The organism is Streptomyces stelliscabiei (assembly GCF_014873495.1).
Classification (GTDB): domain Bacteria; phylum Actinomycetota; class Actinomycetes; order Streptomycetales; family Streptomycetaceae; genus Streptomyces; species Streptomyces bottropensis.
In genome coordinates, this window is record NZ_JADBGF010000001.1 from 10,267,291 (window position 1) to 10,288,953 (window position 21,663).

Here is a 21,663-nt window from a genome sequence, read left to right on the forward strand (position 1 = left end):
CCCTGTGTGTTGAAGAGAGGAAAAGAGTCTCCATTATGGCACCCTCCCGCATACCTTCACGGCGGCCCCGAGCCGTCCTGAGAGCGGTCACCGCGACCGCCGCCGCGGCCCTGGTCCTGTCCGCCTGTACGGGTGGCTCGGGCTCATCCGGCGCCGGTGACACCTCCGGCAACCAGCTGCTCACCATCCCGCGCGAGGATCTGGCGACGTTCACGCGCAACTTCAACCCGCTCTCCCCGCAGGCCGCCCCCATGACCCTCCAGGCGGTCTACGAGCCGCTGGCGGTGCACAGCATGGCGGACGCCAAGGACACACCGTGGCTGGCCACCAGGTGGGAGCAGGCCAAGGACGGCAAGTCCCTCACCTTCACGCTGCGCGACGGCGTCAAGTGGTCGGACGGCAAGCCGCTCACCGCCGACGACGTCGTCTACACCTTCGAGCTCCAGAAGAAGGTGCTCGGCGGCTTCGACTACCTCGACAAGGTCGCCGCGGTCGACGCCCACACGGTGAAGTTCTCCTTCAACAAGGCGTTCTCGACCGCCTTCTACGAGATCAGCGGCCACTACATCCTGCCGAAGCACATCTGGTCCAAGGTGAAGGACCCGGCGAAGTTCACCAACCCGGACCCGGTCGGCACCGGCCCGTACACCAAGATCGAGAAGTTCCAGAGCCAGTCGTACGAGCTGCGTAAGAACCCCGACTACTGGCAGCCCGCGAAGCAGCAGATCGCCGGCATCCAGATGCTCGCCTTCTCCGGCAACGACAGCGCCAACATCGCCTTCACCAACGGCGAGGTGGACTGGACGCAGTCGTTCATCCCGGACATCGAGAAGTCCTTCGTCGCCAAGGACAAGAAGCACAACCACTACTGGTTCCCGGCCACCGGTGCCATGATCAACTGGCAGTTGAACACCACCAAGGCGCCGTTCAACGACCCGGCCGTGCGCAAGGCGCTCAGCATGGCCGTCGACCGTGACCAGATCACCAAGGTCGCGATGAACGGCTACGCCGAACCCGCCGACTGCACGGGCCTGGCCCACACCTACGACAAGTGGCGTGACACGTCGCTGGCCGCCTCCTGCACCTGGACGAAGTACGACACCGACGCGGCGGCCAAGGCCCTCGACGCGGCCGGCTACAAGGAGAGCGGCGGCAAGCGGAAGCTGAAGAACGGCAAGAACTTCACCCTCGACATCTCCGTCGGCTCGGCCTCCTCCGACTGGATCTCGGTCGCCAACATCATCAAGCAGGACCTGGCGAAGGTCGGCATCACCGCCACCGTGAAGACGCCCGACTGGTCGGCGGTCTCGTCGTCGTACAACACCGGCACGTTCGACACCGGCATCGTGTGGAGCAACAACGGCGCCACCCCGTACGAGTACTTCCGCGGCGTAATGTCGACCAAGATGGTGCAGCCGGTCGGCAAGCAGGCCACGGAGAACTACCACCGCTTCGGCGACAAGAAGGCCGACAAGCTCATCGACGCCTTCGCCGCCGCCACGGACGAGAAGACGCAAGCCGAGCAGATGAACGGTCTGCAGGCGCTGTACAACAAGGACGCGCCCGTCGTCCCGCTCTTCACCGGCCCCGAGTGGGGCGCGTACACGGACGCCCGCTTCACCGGCTGGCCCACCGAAGAAAACCCGTACGCCACCCTCGGCAACCGCAACGGCAGCACGGTCCTCGTGCTCACGTCGCTGAAGCCCGTCAAGAGCTGACGCCGCCCGCGGACCGGCGGCCGCCCTCCTCCCCGGACGGCCGCCCCCGCGCACCGCCACACACGTTCACCCCCCACCGACAGGGAGCACGACCCGTGCGTCTGATCCTGCGCAACCTGGGGTTCTATCTGCTCGCCTTCTGGGCCTCCATCACCCTGAACTTCGTTCTCCCGCGCTTCATGCCGGGCGACCCGGTCTCCCGGATGTTCGCGCAGGCCCAGGGCACCATGCAGCCCGACCAGATAGCCCAGTTGCGGAAACTCTTCGGCCTCGACAACCGCCCCCTCTGGGAGCAGTACGTCTCCTACGTCAAGAGCGTCTTCACCGGCGACCTCGGCATCTCCATCTCCCGCTTCCCGACCCCGGTCTCCGACGTGATCGGCTCGCAGATCGGCTGGACCCTGCTCCTCGGTGGCGTCGCGCTCGTCATCGCGGCCGTGCTCGGCAACCTGCTCGGCATCGTCGCCGCCTGGCGGCGCGGCGGCGTCCTCGACTCCGCCTTCCCGCCTCTGCTGATCTTCGTCGGCTCGTTCCCGTACTTCTGGCTGGCCATGGGCGCGCTGTACCTGTTCGGGGTAAGCCTCGGCTGGTTCCCCATGCGGCACGCCTACGACGTCGGACTGACCCCCGGCTTCAACGGCGAATTCCTCTCCAACGTCGCCACCCACCTGGTGCTGCCCGCGCTGACCATCGTGCTGGTCTCCATCGGCGGCTGGATGCTCGGCATGCGCAACACCATGATCGCCACAACGGCCGAGGACTACATCACCATGGCCGAGGCCAAGGGGCTCAGCCCCTCACGGATCATGTTCCGCTACGCCGCCCGCAACGCGCTGCTGCCCTCCGTCACCAACTTCGGCATGGCCCTCGGCTTCGTCGTCGGCGGCGCCCTGCTCACCGAGGTCGTGTTCGCCTACCCCGGCATCGGCTACCAGCTGCTGATGGCCGTCCAGGGCCTGGACTACCCACTGATGCAGGGCATCTTCCTGACGATCACGGCGGCGGTACTGATCGCGAACTTCCTCGTCGACCTCGTCTACGTCCGCCTCGACCCGCGCGTCCGCGTCCGCTGAGGAGGCTGCCGACATGACCGCCATCGAAATCGCCACGGCCCCCGCGCCGACGGCCCCCGCGCGTGCTTCCCGTAGGCGCGGACTGCTGCGCCAGCTCATCGACAGCAAGAAGGCACTGACCGGGCTGATCCTGCTTGCTCTCTTCGCCCTGCTCGCCCTGCTCGCACCCGTCCTGGCACCCGGCGACCCGTCGCTCATCAACTCCACGGGCAGCCAGACCCCCTCGGCCACACACTGGCTCGGAACGACCGCCAAGGGACAGGACGTACTCGCCCTCACCCTCTGGGGCGCGCGCAGCTCCCTCTTCGTCGGGTTCACCGTGGGGCTCGTGGCAACCACGGTCGCCATCGTCGTCGGCCTCGCATCCGCGTACTTCGACCGCGTCGTCGACGACGCGCTGACCCTGGTCACCAACATCTTCCTGCTGCTGCCCGGCCTCCCGCTGCTCATCATCCTGGCCGCGTTCCTGCCGCCCGGGACCTCCACCGTGATCCTGGTCCTCGTCGTCACCGGCTGGGCGGGCTCGGCCCGTGTCCTGCGCGCGCAGGCCAAGTCGATCCGCGGCAAGGACTTCGTGGCCGCCGCCGTCGTCACCGGAGAACGCCCCCTGCGGATCATGTTCCGCGAGATCCTGCCCAACATGGCGTCCGTGGTGATGACCACGCTGCTCGGCTGCGTGATCTTCGGCATCGGCGCCCAGGCCGGCCTGGAATTCCTCGGCCTCGGCGACAGCAGCGTCGTCAGCTGGGGCACCAACCTGTACTGGGCCAGCAACGACGGCGCGCTGATGACCGGCACGTGGTGGGCCTTCGTCCCCTCCGGACTGTGCATCGCCCTCGTCGCCTTCGCCATCGCGCTGGTCAACTACGCGGTCGACGAGATCACCAACCCCAGGCTGCGCAACCGCCGTGCCCGCCGTGAGAGGAGGGGCTGAGCCATGGATCCCGTACTTGAGGTGAACGGCCTGCGCGTCGAATACCGCGGCGACGGACGCACCGTCGTGGGCGCCGACGACGTCTCCTTCTCCATCGGCGCCGGAGAAGTCTTCGGCCTCGCCGGAGAATCCGGCTGCGGCAAGTCGACCATCGCCAACGCGGTGATGCGGCTGCTGAAGCCCCCGGCGGAGATCACCGCGGGCACCATCCGCTTCCAGGGCAGGGACGTCCTCGCCCTGGACGCACGCGAGCTGCGCGCCTTCCGGTGGCGGGAGATCGCCATGGTCTTCCAGTCGGCGATGAACTCGCTCAACCCCGTCCTGACCATCGGCGAGCAGATCGTCGACATCTTCACCACCCACGAGCGGATGAAGAAGCGGGCCGCGCGGGAGCGGGCCGGCGAGCTGCTTCAGCTGGTCGGCATCGACCCGGGAAGGCTGAAGGCGTACCCGCACCAGCTCTCCGGCGGCATGCGCCAGCGCGTGGTCATCGCCATGGCCGTCGCACTCCACCCCCGGCTGCTGATCATGGACGAGCCGACCACCGCGCTCGACGTGGTCGTACAGCAGGAGATCATGGCGCAGATCCGCGACCTCCAGCGGGAGCTGGGCTTCTCCATCCTCTTCATCACCCACGACATGTCCCTGATGGTCGAGCTGTCGGACCGCATGGGCGTGATGTACGGCGGACGGATCGTCGAACTCGCCGACGCCAAGGACTTGTTCGCCAATCCGCTCCACCCCTACACCGAGGCGCTGATGAACGCCTTCCCGCCGCTGACCGGCCCGCGCCAAGAACTCACCGGCCTCTTCGACGCCCCACGCACCGCCGACAGCTGCGGCTTCCACGTCCGCTGTCCCGAGGACCGCTCGGACTGCTCCATGAACATCCCCGACCTACGCGAGATTGCCCCCGGCCGGTGGGCGGCCCAGAGCGCCCAGGGAGCCCCGCGATGACCCAGCCCCTGCTGTCCGTACGCGGTCTGACCAAGGACTTCCAGGTCGGCACCGTCTTCTCCCGGCGCCGCGTCCGAGCCGTCAACGACATCTCCTTCGATCTCCCGGCCGGCCGGATCACCGCCCTGGTCGGCGAGTCCGGCAGCGGCAAGTCCACCATCGCCCGCTGTCTCGCCCGCCTCGAACAGCCCTCCGCCGGACAGGTGCTGCTCGACGGCGAGGACGTCCTGCGCACCGAGCGGCGCCGGGCATCACGGGCGTACCGCCGCAAGGTCCAGATGGTGTTCCAGGACCCCTTCGGCTCACTCAACCCCGTCCACCGCATCGAGCACTTCCTCACCCGGGCCCTCATCCTGCACGGCCACTCCGCCACACCAGAGACGCTGCGCGAGCTGATGGCGACGGTCGGCCTGACCGAGGACATGCTCCAGTCCTACCCGCACGAACTCTCCGGCGGCCAGCGTCAGCGCGTCTCCATCGCTCGCGCGTTGGCAGTGGAACCGCGCCTCATCCTGGCCGACGAACCGACGTCGATGCTGGACGTCTCCGTACGCGTCGGCGTGCTCAACCTGATGCGGCGCCTGCGCGACGAGCGGAACATCGCCATGCTCTACATCACCCACGACCTGGGCTCCGCCCGCTACCTCGCCGACACCACCATGGTCATGTTCGCCGGCGAACTCGTCGAGGGCGGCGACGCACTGGCCGTCATGGACGCCCCCGCCCACCCCTACACCCGCCTGCTGCTGTCCGCCGTACCCGACCCCGAACGGGTCGGCAGCTACGACCCCGTCGAGCGCGCCCGCCTGCGCGAGGCGATCCTCAACCCCACTTCCTGCCCCTACGGCGACGACGGCACGTGCAGCCGCATCGACCCCGTCCGCCACATCGTCGGCGAAGACGACGGACAACCCCACTGGGTGCGCTGCCATCTGCGCGCACCCGCCTCCGACATCGCCCGCCGCGCCCTCAAGGCCACCGACCGGCCGGACGGCGAGGCCACAGACGACACCGAAGAAGCGGAGACCACCGCCGCATGACCCACGACCTCACCCTCCCCTCCGGCAGTCCCACCGCCGAGGGGCTGGCCGAGCGCGCCCTACGCGACCCCCACCGCCCCCGCTTCCACTTCACCTCGCCCGGCGGCTGGCTCAACGACCCCAACGGGCTGAGTCACTGGAACGGCGTCTACCACCTCTTCTACCAGTACAACCCGCTCGCCGCCGCCCACCACCGCATCCACTGGGGCCACGCCACAAGCACCGATCTCGTCCACTGGACCGACGAACCGGTCGCCCTCGTCCCCGGCACCGCTGGCCCAGACCGCGACGGCTGCTGGTCCGGAGTCCTCGTCGACGACGGGGGAGTGCCCACGCTCGTCTACTCGGGCAGGCACGGCGAGCGTGAACTCCCTTGCGTGGCCAGGGGATCAGCGGATCTTAGGTACTGGACCAAAGACCCGGCCAACCCGGTCATCACCGCCCCGCCGGAGGGCGTCGACATCACGGCCTTCCGCGACCACTGCGTCTGGCGGGAGGGCTCGGGCGAGAACACGGTGTGGCGTCAGCTGGTGGGCTCGGGAATCCGGGGCGTCGGCGGAACGGCCTTCCTGTACGAATCCGACGACCTGCGCAGCTGGCGCTACGTCGGCCCCCTGCTGACCGGCGACGCCTCGCAGAACCAGGGCCAGCTCGACTGGACCGGCACGATGTGGGAGTGCGTCGACCTCTTCCGGCTCGGCGAGGACGAGGAGACCGGCAGCACCGACGCGCTGGTCTTCTCCGCCTGGGACGAGGGCACCACCCACTACCCCCTGTACTGGACCGGCCGCTACCAGGGCGACACCTTCACCCCGACCGCCCTCCACCGCCTCGACTACGGCGGACGCTACTTCTACGCCCCCCAGTCCACTTGCGACGAGCACGGCCGCCGCATCATGTTCGGCTGGCTCCAGGAGGGACGGACGGACGAGGCGAACGCGCAGGCCGGCTGGTGCGGCGTGATGTCCCTGCCGAGGGTCGTCACGCTCGCCACGGACGGCGGCCTGCACCAGGCCCCGGTACCGGAGCTGACCGAGCTGCGGCGGGAGCGCGTAGAGGTGGCTCCGGGCCGTCTGGCCGACCCGTACACCCGTCTGTCCGCCGTGCGCGGGGACCAGCTGGACATCGAGACGACCCTGCGTCTCGCTCCCGGAGCGACCGCCCGGCTCGTGCTCCGCGAGACACCGGACGGCGCGGAACGCACGGTGGTGGAGGTGAGCAGGGTGCCCGACGGAGCGAGCGGCACGCTCCGCCTGCGCCGCGAGACCAGCAGCGTTGACCCGACGGTCGACACCGAACCCCGGTACGGCGAGCTGCCGTTGGACCCCGACGGGCGGGTCGACCTGCGGGTCCTCCTCGACCACTCCGCACTGGAGGTCTTCGCCAACGGGCGTGCCCTGACCGCCCGCATCTACCCCACCCGCCCGGACGAGGCCGTGAGCGTCGGTATCGGTGCCGACGGCGACGTGGCCCTGGAGCGGTTCGACGCCTGGCAGATGGCGTCGGCCTTCACCGACGGACCCCGGCCGCTGTGGCCGTGAGGGTCTTACACACGACCACGGCCCGCGGGGTGGACGTCCCCCGGGCCGTGGCTCACCCTCCCCTGCTCTCCTCAGGAGCTGCCATGAGCGTGTCCCGCCGCACCCTCCTGCTCGCCGGAGGAACCGCCGCCACCCTGCTGCCTCTCGGAGGCATCCTCCCCACAGCACAGGCCGCCACCCCGAGCGCCGCCGGAGCGACCCCCGCCGCCACCCCGATTCCCGACCCCATCCCCGTCACCGGCACCTGGACCCGCACCTCCGACGGCGGCCAGAAGGCGACCGCCGACCGGCGCGGGCCCGCCCTCGCCCTGTCCGAGCAGCAACTCGCGACCAAGGGCACGTACGCGGCCCGCGTCACGCCCCAATCCTCTTCCGCCGTAGGCGCGTTGGTGTTCCGGGCCGCCCTGGACGGCTCGACCGGATACGCGGTCGCCCTCGACCCCGGCCGCGCCCGCATACGGCTCTACGACCTGACCGGCGGCGACACACTCGCCACCGCTCCACTTCCAGGCACGCGGACCGCAAGACCCTATGACCTCGAAGTGGCAGTCGACGGACCCGAGCTGACGGTGCATGTCGACGGCAAGCGGCTCCTCCACACCGAGGACCACCGCCACGACACCGGCTCGGTGGGCCTGCTCGCCCAGGGCGGCACGGTCACCTTCGGCCCGCCCTCCCTCTCCTCAGTCACCACCAACCTCACCGGCTGGACCACGAGCGGCGGCACCTGGACGGCGAGTCCGCTGGGCTGGCGCGCGGCCCCGACCCAGGGAGCCACCGCCCGCGCCATCACCACGACCAAGACCTACGACACCGCGCTCCAGGCCGACCTGCTCCTGCACGACGCCTCCGCCATCGCCTCACTGCTGGTGCGCGCCGACGCCACGGCCACGCACGGCTACGGCGTCCAAGCCGACGCGGACCAGGGCAGGCTGAGGCTCTACCGCATCGACGGCGACGTCACCCTCGGCACGTACGCGACCACCATCAAGGCCGACACGGTCTACCGCCTGCGCGTCGAAGCCGAACGCGACGAACTGCGCGTGCACTGGCAGACCAACTTCCTCTCTCCCGACGGCTACAGCCCCGTCATCACCGCCCAGGACTCCACCCACACCAAAGGCCGACTCGCCGTCACGGCATCGGCCGGAGCGGTGTCCTTCGAGAACATCGCCGGTGCCGATCTCGCCACCGGCCTCCAGGGCTGGACGGCCCGCTCCGGCACCTGGACCCTCGACCTGCGCGGCAACCGCGGCGAGAACGGCCTGCGCACGGCCCCCTTCACCGACGGCGACCTGGTGGCGAGAGCCGACATCACCCCCGGCGGCCCCTCCTCCTCGGCCGGCCTCGTCCTGCGCGCGTCCGCGAACGGCTCCGGCGGCTACGAAGCCCGCCTGGAAGCCGGCCGCAACGCCGTCGTCCTGCTGGACCGCTCCTCCGGCGCCCGCCTCGCCTCCGCTTCCGGCCCGGTCCGGCGCATCGCGTCCGGCGGCACCTATCGCGTCGAGGCCCGAGCGACGAACAGGACGATCGAGGTGTACGTGGACGGCGCACGGGCGCTCAAGACCCGCGTGTCCCGAACCACTGGCGCCACCGTCGGCACCGCGGCCGCGCACGGGGCGTCGTACTTTCAGAACGTCGAGATCCGCAGCACCGCCGACTACTTCACCGAGCCGTACCGCCCCACGTACCACTACTCCCAGCTCAGCGGCTCCACCAGCGACCCCAACGGCCTGGTCCACTACGACGGCGAATACCACCTCTTCCACCAGGACGAGGGCCGCTGGGCGCACGCGGTGAGCACGGACCTCGTCCACTGGCAGGCCCTGCCGATCGCCCTGCCCTGGAACGCCTACGGCCACTGCTGGACCGGCTGCGCGGTCGTGGACGCCGACGACACCTCCGGCCTCTTCGACGGCGGCTCGGGCCTGATCGCCTACTACACGAGCTACCACCCGGACAAGCCGGGCGGAAACGCCAGCGTGCGCATCGCCTACAGCAGGGACAAGGGCCGCTCATGGCAGTGGCACAGCGGCTCAAGTCCGGCCGTGCAGAACCCGGGAGGACCCGACGGCGGCTGGACCTTCCGCGACCCGAAGGTCATCCGCGACGAGGCTCACGACCAGTGGCTGATGGTCGTCTCCGGCGGCGACCACATCCGCTTCTTCACCTCCACCGACCTCCTCACCTGGACCCAGGTCAGCTCCTTCGGCTACGGCGACTGGGCCACGCCCGGCGTCTGGGAATGCCCCGACTTCTTCCCCCTGCCGGTCGACGGCGACAAGGACAAGGTGAAGTGGGTCCTCACCCTGAGCACCGGCGCCGTACGCACCACGAACGGCTCGGCCGCCCAGTACTTCACGGGCGAGTGGAACGGCACCGGTTTCACTCCCGACCAGAAGGCCGGCACAGTCCTGCGCGCCGACTCCGGCCGCGACTACTACGCCGCCATGTCCTTCTACGGCCTGACCGACCACCGCCGCGTCTGGCTCGGCTGGATGAGCAACTGGGACTACCCCTTCAGCGCCCCGACCGGCGGCTGGAACGGCCAGCTGAGCACCCCCCGCGAACTGACCCTCACGGACACCGCCGACGGCGTACGCCTGGCGCAGCGCCCGGTCCCGGAGCTGGTTACGCTGCGCACGTCCACCACAACCCGCAAGGACCTCGCCGTCGGCTCCACCTCCGCGAACCCGCTCGCGGGAGTCCGGGGCATCGCCTACGAGATCGAGGCCGAGATCACCCTCGGCACCGCCACGGAGATCGGCTTCCGGCTCCGGACCGACGACGACCAGCACACGACAGTCGGATACGACGCCGAGGCGCAGGAACTGTTCGTGGACCGCTCGGCATCGGGCCTGAGCGACTTCACGCAGTACTTCACGGGCCGCACCACCGCGCCGATGAAGACGACCGACGGCCGCGTGACACTACGCGTGTACGTCGACTCGTCCTCGGTCGAGGCATTCGGCGCGGACGGACAGGCCGCCGTGACCAGCCTGATCTTCCCCGGCCCGGACGCCGACGGCATGGCCTTCTACGCCAAGGGCGGCACCACACACATCGACTCGCTCAAGGTACACAAGCTGGACAGCACCTACCGCCTGGTGGATCGGGTGAAGCCGCTGGTGGCCGCCCCGACCAGCGGTGAATTCCGCTCGGACCTCGGCAACTTGACGATCACCCCCGCCGGCCGCTGGTCGACGGACAGCGCGGGCCGCGCCGGAAGCTTCGACAAGGACTCCAACGCGATCTCGTCCCGCGCGACGGCGGACTTCGACCTCACCACCCTGGTCCGGCTCGGCGGCCCCGACCCGGACACGGGCGGTGCCCTCTCCCTCCTCTGGCGCGCCTCCTCCGACGGCGCCGACGCCTACTGCCTCAACATCGACCCCGACCTGCGCGTGATCCGTCTGGTCGCCAAGGCCAACGGCTTCTTCGACGACGGCGCCGCCCTCGCCCGCGTCCCGGCCCTGGTCCGCCGCGGCACGACCTACCCCGTTCGCATCCTCACCGAGCGCGACCGCATCCAGGTGTTCCTCAACGGCACACGGATCATCGACGTGACGGACACGACATACGCCGATGGCCACATCGCCCTGAACGTGTTCGGCGGGAGGGCGGCGTACCAGGACACCTACGCGCAGGAGCTGTGACCGCTGGTCAAACCGACCTGTTCCGCGCCAATCGCGGGTGTTGGGCGCTCGGTGAGCGGGCCGACCGGGAGCAGTACGCGCTGTTGTCGGCGCAGGCCATCGTGCGCCAGGCCATAGAGATCGACGGCCTGGTGTCGGCCGGCGGCCGTCGCGCCATCGAAGGCCGCTTCCACCGTCGTCGTCCCGCTGCAGGGCGGTCTGGCGCTGGTGCTCGCCCTGCTCGTCAACGCCAAGGTCAAAGGCGTCAACTTCTTCTGGCCGCTGATGGTCGCCCAGAGCGAGGACCTGCGGCCGGTCATGGTCGGCATCGACTACTTCGTCCAGACCAACCCCTCCTGGGGCGAGATCATGGCCTACTCGTCGATGATCACCGTGCCGGTGCTCGCGCTGTTCGTGGCCTTCCAGCGGTCCTTCGTCGGCAGCATCGCCTCCAGCGGCGTCAAGGGCTGACCCCACCTGTCCTTCCCCTTTTTCTGCACCAGTGCGCGCTTCGCGCACCCTTCGAAAGGCTCCGTGTGCCCACGCCGCCCGCCGACCCCCACCTGCCGGCCGTACACCTGCGCCCGCCCCGCAACTGGATCAACGATCCCAACGGCATGGTCTTCCACGACGGCCACTACCACGTGTTCTTCCAGTACAACCCGTACGGCCTGCTCCACGCCAACGTGCACTGGGGCCACTTCCGCAGCCCCGACCTGATCACCTGGGAACAGCTCCCGGTCGCCCTCGCCCCCACCCCCGGCGGCGACGACGCCGACGGCTGCTTCTCCGGCAACGCGATCTCCGTCGACGGCCGACTGCTGGCCTTCTACTCCGCCAACCGCACCGGCCGCTGGTGGCAGCCGGTCACCACCGCCGAGTCGTACGACGGCGGACTCGCCTGGACCAAGCGGCCGGAGCTACTCATCCCGCAGCCGCCCGCCGACACCACCATGTACCGGGATCCCTACGTCTGGCAGCAGGACGGCCGCTGGCGGATGCTGGTCGGCTCGGCCCTCGCCGACGGCCGCGGAGCGGCACTGCTCTACGAGTCCGACGACCTGGAGAACTGGGTCCATCGCGGTCCCTTCCACGCCGGCAGCCTTGCCGCCACGGACGATCCGGTCGGATGGGAGTGCCCTCAGTACGCGACCTTCGGTGACCGTGGCGTCCTTGTCGTCAGCGACTGGACCCCGGACGACGGCCCAAGCCATGTGACGGTCCACACCGGCCGTGAGGAAGAAGGCCGCTTCAGGTCGACCGCACCCCCGGTACGACTGGATCACGGCCCGGACTTCTACGCCCCCGCCCTGCTCAAGGCCCCTGAAGAAGGCCGGTGGCTGTTGTGGGGCTGGTCCTGGGAGGCCCGCGACGACTCCTGGGCGCACGAAGCCGGCTGGGCAGGCACCCTCACCCTCCCGCGCGAGCTCACCCTGGCCGACGACGGCACGGTCGGCCAGCACCCCGCCCGCGAACTGCTCGCCCTGCGCGGCGAACGCCTCCTGCACCGCACCGGATGCATCGCCGAGCCCGAGCCGGTCGAACTGGGGCAGGTCAGCCACACCTTCGACCTCACCACCACCCTGACCCCCGACCCCACCGGCACGACCGGCCTTCGTCTGGTCACCTCCGGGGACGGCACCGAGTACCTCGACATCAGCCTCGACCCCGCCGCCGGCCGGCTCACCGTCGACCGCGGCCACGCATCACTGGACGTACGGGCATGGGCAGGCGTGTACAGCCTCCCCTGCCCTGCTGCGAAGGTGCCCGGCACACCTGTCGAACTCCGTATCGTCGTGGACCGTTCGATCGCCGAGATCTACCTCGCCACCGGGCAGGTCCTCACCCTCAGGTTCTATCCGGTCGGCGACGGACCATGGCGGCTCCAGGCCCACAGCACAGGCCCCGGCGCCGGTTGCTTTACCGTCGAGGCATGGGCCCTGGATCCCGGCGGAATCCATCAGGAACCGCTCCTGGCGGCGCAGGGACAGGACAACATGACGGCCCAGTGACGGTGCGACGCCAGAAGTCGCTGATGGACTGCGCACCTCTGACGTGCGGCCGTCCGGTGTCATCGACCTGCCGCCATGAGGGACGTGGCGAGTACACAGGGACCTGACCGCCAAAGAGGCTCCGCCCCGACTATCGGGGCGGAGCCTCTGCGCTGGAAACGGAATCCGCTGCGCTCAGGTTCGAGACCCGTTTTCCGAGCTGGCGAGATGCTCCCGCGCGGCTTCGGTCCGTTCCCCTGTGGCCTCATTGAGGCCGAGTTGAGGCCGCAAGGACAGGAACAGACTGACAAGGGCTGAGCCACATCCGCATGGACAACTTCATCTGACCTGCGAAAACGTCATGGATGAGCGTTGATCGGCAAGGGCCGCCAAGATCCTCAAAGGACTCATAATCCGTCGGCCGTAGGTTCTCGAGTCCCACCCGCCCCACCTGTACAGGCTTCTGACCTGTGAAAACGTTCTTCTTGGGTGTCGGGGCGTCAACTTTGCCCCGGACGGAATGAATTCGCTGCTCGCGCGTTCAACGCCGTTGCGGTCAGCGTTGGTCAGAACAGCCCTGACCTGCACGGACGTGTCATGCAACGGTCTGGGCAAGCTGCCGTAGGTGCCTATGCGAGCGGCTGGACGCTGAATTCGGGACGCTGGCAGGTCGCGGGGAATCGGAAGTGGCTGCTTCGGTATCCCGTCGACGCCGCCTGACGGTCAGATCGGGGGCGCAGCGCCCTCCCGGGCGGGCTTGACGCCAGCACCGCTCTGTACGAGATGACGCCGGCGGCGCGCTCGGCGGCGTTGCGCTCAAGGTGACGGCTCGGTGCCCAGACCCGGCACTGAGGCGTCGCCTTCGCCGTCGACTCGCCCCGCACCTACGCGTGACGAGCCAGGCTTACGGGTGGAAGCCTGTAAGGACTGAGCCGCTTGCTGGATCCGTGCGCGGTCCATGCCAGCGTGGGACGTGGACGTCGAGTCATCCCGGCCTGGCCTCATCGGATGTGCTTTGCCGGCTTGGTGGCGGTGTTGAGCAGATACTCCATGGGTCCGCGGCGGAAGAAGCGGGACCAGATCGCGGCGAACATGATCAGCGTCACCCAGGACTCCTCGTCGTAGGTCGCGCCGAACCAGGGCAGCCAGCCCTGTATGACGAAGTGGCCGACGTAGGCGGTCAGGGGGCACTGTCACGTTGGCTGGCCGGTGGGATGATCTTCTGGTTGATCGTGCTGGAGGGGGCTGTCCGTGGGGGCCGTGTCGCTGTCGTACAAGGGGCATCGGTACCCGGTCGAGGTCATCTCCCCCTGTGTGTGGCTGTACTTCCGCTTCCTGCTGTCGTTCCGCGAGGTCGAGGAGTTGATGCTCGAGCGCGGGATCGTCCTCTCCTGCGAGACGGTGCGCCATTGGTGCGCCAAGTTCGGGCAGGCCTACGCCAGCGCGCTGCGCCGCCGGCAGCCCCGGCCCGGTGCCAAGTGGCACCTGGACGAGGTCTTCATCAAGATCAACGGCGAGCAGAAGTACCTGTGGCGGGCCGTCGACCAGAACGGCAACGTCCTCGACATCCTGGTGCAGAAGCGCCGGGACAAGGCCGCGGCCAGGCGCTTCCTCCGCAGGCTGATGAAGAAGACGCGCATGGTGCCGCGGGTGGTCGTCACCGACAAGCTCCGCTCCTACGGCGCCGCCCACCGCGAGGTCATGCCCTCGGTGGAACATCGCTCGCACAAGGGCCTGAACAACCGGGCGGAGAGCAGCCACCAGCCCACCAGGCAGCGTGAACGGGCGATGAAAGGCTTCCGCTCCGTGGGCGGGGCCCAGCGGTTCCTGTCCGCGTTCAGCGGTATCTCGCCCCGCTTCCGGCCCCGCCGCCATCTGATGACCGCTCCCGGCTACCGAGCCGGGATGACCGTCCGCTTCGCCATCTGGGACCAGATCACCGGAGTCGCCGACCTCGCCGCCACGGCCTGAGCACAGCCCGAAACCGGGCTCCACCACGCCGCGACACACCATCAGACCTCTACCCACCCAACAACGTGACAGCGCTCCTCGGAGCGCTCCCGCAGCCTGGGCGCGAGGGCCCTTGCCCGGGCCAGGACGTCCTCCGCGGTGACAGGGGCCTCCTGCGCTGTGCAGGCGGAGTCCAGCAGGTCCATCAGGCTCATGCGCCGCTCTCCCAGCGTCCGTCGGGTCGGGGTCACCGGCGTAGGCCCGCTCCACCCGTACGGCGCCGTCATGGCCCGCGGCGGCCGGGTCGGTGGCGTCGGTGTCCGACACCTCGCTGAACAGGGCGGACCGGACGGCCTCGGTGACGATGATCTGGGTCAGCGCGTCCACCGCCTCTCGGGTCCCGTCGACGCACACATGCACCAGGTACTGTCCGGCCGGGCCGGCGTAGGCCCCGGCCGCGGTCTCGTTGTACATCTTCACCACGCCGCGGGTCAGGCCCTGGCTCACCCAGCGGCGCACCTCGGCGGTCGCGGAGCGCACCTTGTCGGGGCTGAAGTTGAGCCGGACCACCCGCAGTGCCTCGGGCCTCGGCAGCAGCCGCACCGTGGCCGCGGTGACCACGCCGAGACCGGACTGGACGAACAGCTGCACCAGCGAGGGGCCGAGGCCGTGGGCGTAGACCGGGGTCGCGCGGCCGGGTTCGGGCCACCAGCCGACCCGGATCAGCTCACCGCTGGGCAGGACGGCCTCGACGCCCGTCAGATCCTCCGTGCGCTGGTGGCGCAGGCCCACACCACGGTCCAGGGCATTGCCGACGATGCTGGTGTGCGCGGAGGAGGCGGTCACGTTCACCATGCGTTCGGTGCCGTGCAGGAGTTCGGCGAGCCGGGCCTGGCTCACCCCGGGCTCCACGACGGCCCAGCCCCGGGCCACGTCGATGTCGCGGATCCGGTCGAGGCCGGACAGGTCGAGCACGACCGCACCGTCCCCGGCGGGCTCACGCGAGCCCAGTCCCCAGTTGCCTCCGGTGCTGAAGGCGTGCAGAGGGGCGCGGGCCCCGCCGTCCGCGAACAGTTCGACGACCCGCCGCACCTCCTCGGCCGTACGCGGACGCACCACACCGCAGACGTCCCGCGCCCGGTACTGCCCGGCGTTCGGCCCCAGCACGGAGTCCGGTTCTGCGCCGCTGACGCCCCGGGGACGCGTGACCCGGTCGGCGCCCACGATTCGTGCGGCCCTGTCCAGCACGGCCTCGACGCCCGCACCGGCGGACACCTCGTGCTGAAGGTCGGTCACGGAACGAACGGTCATGGACGCACCCCGGTTCCTTCGCGGATGAAGCGGTGAGGTCTACGGCGGCTCCGCAGACACGACAGGCACCTACCGCCACGCTAGAAACCGCCCCACCACGGCTCCCCGCCGATCGCGCACGGGCTCTGACGATTTCGCGCACGCGTTCGGGACCGCGCCGTCCGGGCGGCCGGTGGCGCCGGCGGCGGTTGAATCCCGGTTCTGGTTCACCCTTTCCGTGCCGGAGCCACGCAGGGGCACCACAGCCGCGGTCATGAGCGGCCGTGGGTGATGTGTTCCTCCAGGACCTGTGCACCGGGCCGAAGGTGTTGTGCCCGAAAAGGCAGTGGCCGACGGCGAGTTGGCGGTCCGTGCGGGCCCGCGTGTCGGCGGAGCCGGCGGCGTGCCCTGCCTGTGCGACGGTGCCGGGCCCAGTGCGCAGCCGACACGTACGCCGCCTCGCTGCGACTTCGCAGTGTGTACCTCCCGTCCCTCCCAGGAGAGGGACGGACGGCTGGGCGGCCGAGCCCGGGCGGCCCGGGGCGCCGACCAGGCCGGAAGCGCATGTGCGCCGCAGCGAAGCGGATCCTCCGCATCGCGCGGATAGGGCCTCGCGGTGTCGGCCCTCCCCGGCCGCCCCGGCGCCGGCGACTGCGGTCGAACCGGCGGGGCTTGCGCTGTCCGGTCAGCTGCCGTCGTCCGCCATGGAGAGGGGACCGAGGTCGGCGGCGGTCTGGGCCAGTGCGCGGAGGGCGGGGCCGTCGGCGGCGGATCGCCACGTGAGGGCCCAGTGCATGGTGGGGGCGTCGCGAACGGGGAGGAAGACGATGCCGGGGGGACGGTTGTAGCGGGCGGCGATCTCGCCCAGCGGGTGGACACACTGTCCGGAGGCGACCAGGGAGAGAACCTCGTGGAAAGTCCGCGCGGCGGGCCCGCGCGGGATACGGCGGCCGAGCGGCGTACGTGTGGGGACCATGGCCGCGATCCAGTACTCGGGGGCGTCGGGGCCGAAGTCGACGACATGGTTGTCGCCGAGGTCCTCCAGCGACGCGGTCCCGCGCTCGGCCAGCGGATGGTCTGCCGCCACGGCGAGCACGCGGCCGCCGGTCAGCACGGTCGGGCCGACCGTGAGGTCCGGTTCGGCCACCGGGAGCCACAGCACGTGCGCGTCGTGCTCTCCGGTGCGCAGCGCGGTGAACGGGTCGCTGCCGTTGATCTCGCCGAACTGGACATCGCTGCCGGGGTGGCGGGAGCGGAAGGCCTCGATGAGGGGGCGCAGTTCGTGGCCGGCATGGCCGAACACACCCAGGCGCAGCGTCTGCCCCGTCGCCCCCGCGCCGGCCGCCTCGGCGCGGGCGAGCCCCTCCCGGAGAAGGTCGACTGCGTGCTGGAGGTCCTCGCGCAGACGCCGGCCGACCGGGGTCAGGGCGACGCGCCGGCTGGTGCGCTCGAACAGGACGACGCCGAGGCGCCGTTCCTGCTTGGCGATGGCCTGACTGACGCGGGCCTGGGAGACATGAAGCCGCTCCGCGGTGCGGCCGAAGTGCAGCTCCTCGGCCAGGGTCAGGAAGATCTCGATGTCACGCAGCTCCATGCACAACCCCCACCCATACATAACGCCCACCCATACATAACTGCCACCCATACATAACCGCCACGTTATGAATAGCTCAAGGAACCTTACATTGTTCCGCTGTCCCACCCGCACCGATGCTGGATCCATCACCACCGGACAGGCGGCACACGCCTGACGCACACATGGACGGGGAGGGAAACCGATGGGCGACATGCGGGCCATCGCCGATCGCATCGAGATAGAGGCGCTGCGGGCCGAGCTCACGGACGCGGTGATGATGCGTGACTTCGACCGCGCCGTCTCGCTGTTCACGCCCGAGGGCGCCATGCGCTGGCCGCACATCCACAAGCAGTTCGTCGGCCGCGAGGAGATCCGCGCGGGGATCGAGTGGGGCCAGTCGCTCTGGGAGTTCTTCGTGCAGAACGCCCACCCGGGCGTCATCCGGCTGGACGGCGACACCGCGGCCGGCCGGGCGCACATCCAGGAGTTCGGACGGATGCGCGACGGCAGCTCGCACCTGAACTACGCCGTGTACCACGACCGTTACGAGCGGACCATCGACGGCTGGAAGTTCAGCGAACGCATCTACGAGGTCCGCTACCTCGACCCCACCCCGCTCCGCGGCTCGGCGCCGCAGCGCCTCGGCTGATCCGTCCCGCCCGCCGCCACGGCGCGCCAGGCCGACATCGTGCATGCCAATCCCTGAAAACGGAGGAAAGAAACCATGGCTGAGAACACCCAAGTCGTCGTGATCGGCGGCGGTTACGCCGGGGTCATGGCGGCCAACCGGCTGACGCAGCGCGACGACGTGACCGTGACGCTGATCAACTGCCGCCCGGACTTCGTCGAGCGGATCCGGCTGCACCAGCTGGCGGGCGGAACGCACAAGGCTGTCAGCGACTACCGGAAGGTCCTGGGCGAGCGCATCCGGCTGGTGGTCGACACCGTGACCCGGATCGACGCGCCGGGGCGCCGGGTGGAGCTGGCGGGCGGCGACACGGTCGGCTACGACTACCTGATCTACGCGGTGGGCAGCGGCAGCGCCGACCCGGGCGTGCCCGGAGCCGGCGAGTTCGCCCATCCGATCGCCACGCTCGAGGAGGCGCAGCGCCTGCGGACGGTCCTCGACGCCGCTCCCGCCACGGCCCCCGTGACGGTGGTCGGAGCCGGTCCGACCGGCATCGAGACCGCCGCCGAACTGGCGGAGAAGGGCCGCACCGTCACCCTGGCCTGCGGCGGGCCGCTCGGGCCCTACCTGCACCCGAACGGCCGCCGCTCGGCCGCCGAGCGGCTGGCCGGCCTCGGTGTGAGCGTGCTGCAGGGCCCCGGCACGAAGGTCACGGAGGTGACCGGCGACACTGTGCGCCTCGGCGACGGCCGTGAGCTGTCGAGCGAGGTCACCATCTGGACCGCCGGGTTCGGCGTGCCGGACCTGGCCGCCCGCAGCGGGCTCAGCACCGACACCCTGGGCCGCCTGCTCACCGACGAGACCCTGACGAGCATCGACGACGAACGGATCGTCGCCGCCGGGGACTCGGCGGCACCGTCGGACATGCCGTTCCGGATGAGCTGCCAGGCCGCCGGCCCGCTGGGTGCACACGCCGCCGACACGGTGCTCAGCCGCATCGCGAGCAAGAGGCCCGCACCGATCGACCTGGGGTTCGCCGGCCAGTGCATCAGCCTGGGGCGCCGCGCGGGCATCTTCCAGTTCGCCCACAAGGACGACACCGCCAAGCGGCTCCACGTCGGCGGCCGAACAGGCGCGAAGGGGAAGGAACTCGTGTGCAGGCTCACCATCAAGCAGCTGGTGAACGAGGCACGCAGGCCCGGCTCACACACCTGGGCCAAGAGCACACAGGGCCGCCGACTGCTGCGGGCCCAGCGCCGCGAGACGGCGGCCGGCGCCGGACAGTCCGCCTGAACCACGCACCGGCAGCCGGCGTGGGGCCGCATGCCGATGGTCCCGGCGCACGGCTCGCCCGTGACGTCCTCCCGCGGCACGAACCGCGATCATTCACTGCGCAAGATCGATTATCGACACACCCACTGGGGGTTCAGTCATGATCCTGATCACCGGGGCCACCGGTGTCGTCGGCCGGGAAACCGTCCGCCTCCTGGTCGAGGGCGGAGCGGAAGTCGCCGCTGTCACCCGCGACCCGCACGCCGGATTCCCCGCGGGCACACAGCTCCTCCACCCCGCGAAGGTTCCCACCATCGACGGCGTGGAAGCCATCCTGCTCAGCCCGCGCGCCACCGGATCCACCGCTGCCGACCTGCTGGCCCGCGCCCGCGGGACGGGCGCGGCAAGGGTGGTCGTACTGTCCTCCGTCACCGTGCAGTACCCGGCCGGGCACGCACGCTTCCGCCGGCAGTTCCACACGGCCGAGGACGTCGCCAAGGGCAGCGGCCTGGACTGGACGATCCTGCGCTGCGCCGATTTCGCCGCCAACACCCTGGCCTGGGCCGGGCAGATCCAGGCGACCGGGACCGTGCGGGGGGCATACCCGCACGCGAGGACCTCGACCGTCGACGAGCGTGACATCGCCGCGGTGGCCGCCCTCGCCCTGACCCACCCGCAGCACCGCGGTCAGACGTACCTGCTCACCGGAGAGCAGCCGCTGAGCCAGCCGGAGAAGGTCGCCGCGCTCGGCACGGCGCTCGAGCGGACACTGTCCTTCGACGAGGCCGCACCGGACGAGATCCGTCGCGGCATGCTCGCCGCCGGCCTGCCCGAGGAGGTACCCGACCGGCTGCTCGGCTCGCTGGCCGACTATGCCCGCGAAGCCGGGCCCACCACCGACACCGTGCGGCTGCTGCTGGGCCGCCCGGCACGCACGTACGCCACCTGGGCGCGAGACCACCGTGCCGCCTTCACCGCAGGAGGACCCCGATGAAACTCACGATCGTTGCCGCCACCGGCGGTATCGGACGGCACCTGGTCGAGCAGGCGGTAGCCGGCGGGCATGACGTCACCGCCGTGGCCCGCCGCCCACGTGAACTGCCGGGCGGCGTCCGGACGGTCGCCGTCGACCTGACCCGGCCCGACATGCGGACGCTCGCCGCGGCGTTACGCGGCGCCGACGCCGTACTGTCCGCGCTCGGCCCGCGAAACCCGCGCGCGGACGCGGGCATCACCTCGCTCGGCACCCGTGCGATCGTCGCGGCGATGCATGCCGAGCACGTCCAGCGGATCATCATCGTCAGCGCCGCACCCGTCGGGCCGGTGCCGGTGCCGGGCCGGCCGACGCCACCCAGGCACGATCCCGGCGACGGCTTCTTCATGCGCTACCTGGGAGTCCCGTTGACCCGGGCAATGTTCGGCCGGCACTACGCCGACCTCGCCGTCACCGAGCAGACCCTGCGCGACAGCGGACTGCAATGGACGGTCTCACGCCCGCCCAAGCTCACCGACAAGCCCCTGACCGGCACGTACCGGACCGCGTGGAACCGCAACATCCGGGGCGGATTCTCCGTGCCACGCGCCGACGTCGCCCACCACATGCTCGCCATGGTGAACCAGCCGGACACCATCGAGCAGGTCATAGGAATCGCGAACTGACCAACTACCAGCCACCCGCACGACCCGGGCCGCGGGTGAGAGAGCGAGCGACGACCCGCGACGGCAACCAACAAGACCAGGAAGACGCCCCGGCCGTCGCGCCCGCCCCTTCGCCGCCCGGGTCACCCCTCACAAAGAATGTGATCATGACGAAGCGCACCCCGTTTCGTCAGCCCCGAACACGCGGGGCTGTTCGCCGGATCCCTCACCTCAGCCCTTGCCCCGGAACTCTCGCTGCGCGGCTTCGACAGCACCGTCCACACCCAGGTCCGGCCGGCCGAACTCGACTCCCTCGACCAACTCGCCCTCGTCACACTCCTGCCGGCACTGATCGCCAGGGGTACCGGTCTCCCAGACCCACCGAACAAACACCCGATGGTCGACCGTGGCCGCACTCGC

Annotated in this window: 16 protein-coding genes and 2 pseudogenes; 14 read left to right on the plus strand and 4 right to left on the minus strand. The window is 70.1% G+C overall.

The features are described 5' to 3' along the window. The first annotated feature begins 35 nt into the window (after window positions 1-35). The 9 genes from H4687_RS44930 (at window position 36) to H4687_RS44970 (ending at window position 12,910) form a co-directional block, all read left to right on the plus strand. Window positions 36-1,718 carry an ABC transporter substrate-binding protein gene (locus tag H4687_RS44930; protein ID WP_046916610.1) on the plus strand — a complete coding sequence of 561 codons (1,683 nt, stop codon included), beginning with the start codon at window positions 36-38 and terminating at the stop codon, window positions 1,716-1,718. A 95-nt stretch (window positions 1,719-1,813) separates the two neighbouring features. Then, complete coding sequence (locus tag H4687_RS44935) at window positions 1,814-2,791, plus strand: ABC transporter permease (RefSeq protein WP_046916609.1); 978 nt, start codon at window positions 1,814-1,816, stop codon at window positions 2,789-2,791. 13 nt (window positions 2,792-2,804) lie between these two features. Next, window positions 2,805-3,725: an ABC transporter permease gene (locus H4687_RS44940; RefSeq protein ID WP_046916608.1), complete on the plus strand. Its 921-nt coding sequence runs from the start codon at window positions 2,805-2,807 to the stop codon at window positions 3,723-3,725. Window positions 3,726-3,728: 3 nt separating this feature from the next. Beyond that, the gene (locus H4687_RS44945) at window positions 3,729-4,682 is read left to right on the plus strand and encodes an ABC transporter ATP-binding protein (protein ID WP_046916607.1); all 954 of its coding nucleotides are present in this window, start codon (window positions 3,729-3,731) and stop codon (window positions 4,680-4,682) included. Then, window positions 4,679-5,722, plus strand: coding sequence for an ABC transporter ATP-binding protein (locus H4687_RS44950; protein ID WP_046916606.1), 1,044 nt, complete (start codon window positions 4,679-4,681; stop codon window positions 5,720-5,722). The genes H4687_RS44945 and H4687_RS44950 overlap by 4 nt, the downstream gene beginning before the upstream one ends. Continuing rightward, window positions 5,719-7,263: a glycoside hydrolase family 32 protein gene (locus tag H4687_RS44955; RefSeq protein ID WP_046916605.1), complete on the plus strand. Its 1,545-nt coding sequence runs from the start codon at window positions 5,719-5,721 to the stop codon at window positions 7,261-7,263. Before H4687_RS44950 ends, H4687_RS44955 begins: the two co-directional genes overlap by 4 nt. Before the next feature lie 83 nt (window positions 7,264-7,346). Next, on the plus strand, window positions 7,347-10,919 hold the full coding sequence (locus tag H4687_RS44960; RefSeq protein WP_192781792.1) for a glycoside hydrolase family 32 protein: 3,573 nt from the start codon (window positions 7,347-7,349) through the stop codon (window positions 10,917-10,919). 207 nt (window positions 10,920-11,126) lie between these two features. Further along, complete coding sequence (locus H4687_RS44965; protein WP_046916246.1) at window positions 11,127-11,369, plus strand: ABC transporter permease family protein; 243 nt, start codon at window positions 11,127-11,129, stop codon at window positions 11,367-11,369. Window positions 11,370-11,434: 65 nt separating this feature from the next. Next, on the plus strand, window positions 11,435-12,910 hold the full coding sequence (locus tag H4687_RS44970; protein WP_046916245.1) for a glycoside hydrolase family 32 protein: 1,476 nt from the start codon (window positions 11,435-11,437) through the stop codon (window positions 12,908-12,910). Window positions 12,911-13,890: 980 nt separating this feature from the next. Here the strand turns inward: H4687_RS44970 and H4687_RS44975 are convergent. Further along, window positions 13,891-13,986 (minus strand): annotated as a pseudogene (locus H4687_RS44975) (hypothetical protein); the annotation flags it as partial. Window positions 13,987-14,140: 154 nt separating this feature from the next. On the opposite strand from H4687_RS44975, the gene H4687_RS44980 reads away from it, so the two are divergent. Continuing rightward, a complete protein-coding gene (locus H4687_RS44980) occupies window positions 14,141-14,860 on the plus strand; it encodes an IS6 family transposase (protein ID WP_046916244.1) in 720 nt (239 codons plus the stop codon). Between the two features lie 41 nt (window positions 14,861-14,901). Here the strand turns inward: H4687_RS44980 and H4687_RS44985 are convergent, their stop codons facing one another. From H4687_RS44985 to H4687_RS44995, 3 genes and pseudogenes are all read right to left on the minus strand, one after another. After that, complete coding sequence (locus H4687_RS44985) at window positions 14,902-15,054, minus strand: hypothetical protein (RefSeq protein WP_159026177.1); 153 nt, start codon at window positions 15,052-15,054, stop codon at window positions 14,902-14,904. Window positions 15,055-15,610: 556 nt separating this feature from the next. Further along, window positions 15,611-16,150: pseudogene (locus H4687_RS48660) on the minus strand (FAD-binding protein); the annotation flags it as partial. Window positions 16,151-16,814: 664 nt separating this feature from the next. Next, complete coding sequence (locus tag H4687_RS44995; protein ID WP_046916242.1) at window positions 16,815-17,723, minus strand: LysR family transcriptional regulator; 909 nt, start codon at window positions 17,721-17,723, stop codon at window positions 16,815-16,817. Window positions 17,724-17,907: 184 nt separating this feature from the next. Here H4687_RS44995 and H4687_RS45000 point away from each other — a divergent pair, with 184 nt between their 5' ends. From H4687_RS45000 to H4687_RS45015, 4 genes are all read left to right on the plus strand, one after another. Further along, window positions 17,908-18,354, plus strand: a complete 447-nt coding sequence (locus H4687_RS45000; protein WP_046916241.1) for a nuclear transport factor 2 family protein — start codon at window positions 17,908-17,910, stop codon at window positions 18,352-18,354. Between the two features lie 75 nt (window positions 18,355-18,429). Then, on the plus strand, window positions 18,430-19,626 hold the full coding sequence (locus tag H4687_RS45005; RefSeq protein WP_046916240.1) for an NAD(P)/FAD-dependent oxidoreductase: 1,197 nt from the start codon (window positions 18,430-18,432) through the stop codon (window positions 19,624-19,626). 139 nt (window positions 19,627-19,765) lie between these two features. After that, window positions 19,766-20,599 (plus strand): NAD(P)H-binding protein, encoded by an 834-nt coding sequence (locus tag H4687_RS45010; protein WP_046916239.1) that lies wholly within the window; start codon window positions 19,766-19,768, stop codon window positions 20,597-20,599. Continuing rightward, complete coding sequence (locus tag H4687_RS45015) at window positions 20,596-21,264, plus strand: NAD(P)-dependent oxidoreductase (RefSeq protein WP_046916238.1); 669 nt, start codon at window positions 20,596-20,598, stop codon at window positions 21,262-21,264. Before H4687_RS45010 ends, H4687_RS45015 begins: the two co-directional genes overlap by 4 nt. Window positions 21,265-21,663 lie beyond the last annotated feature (399 nt).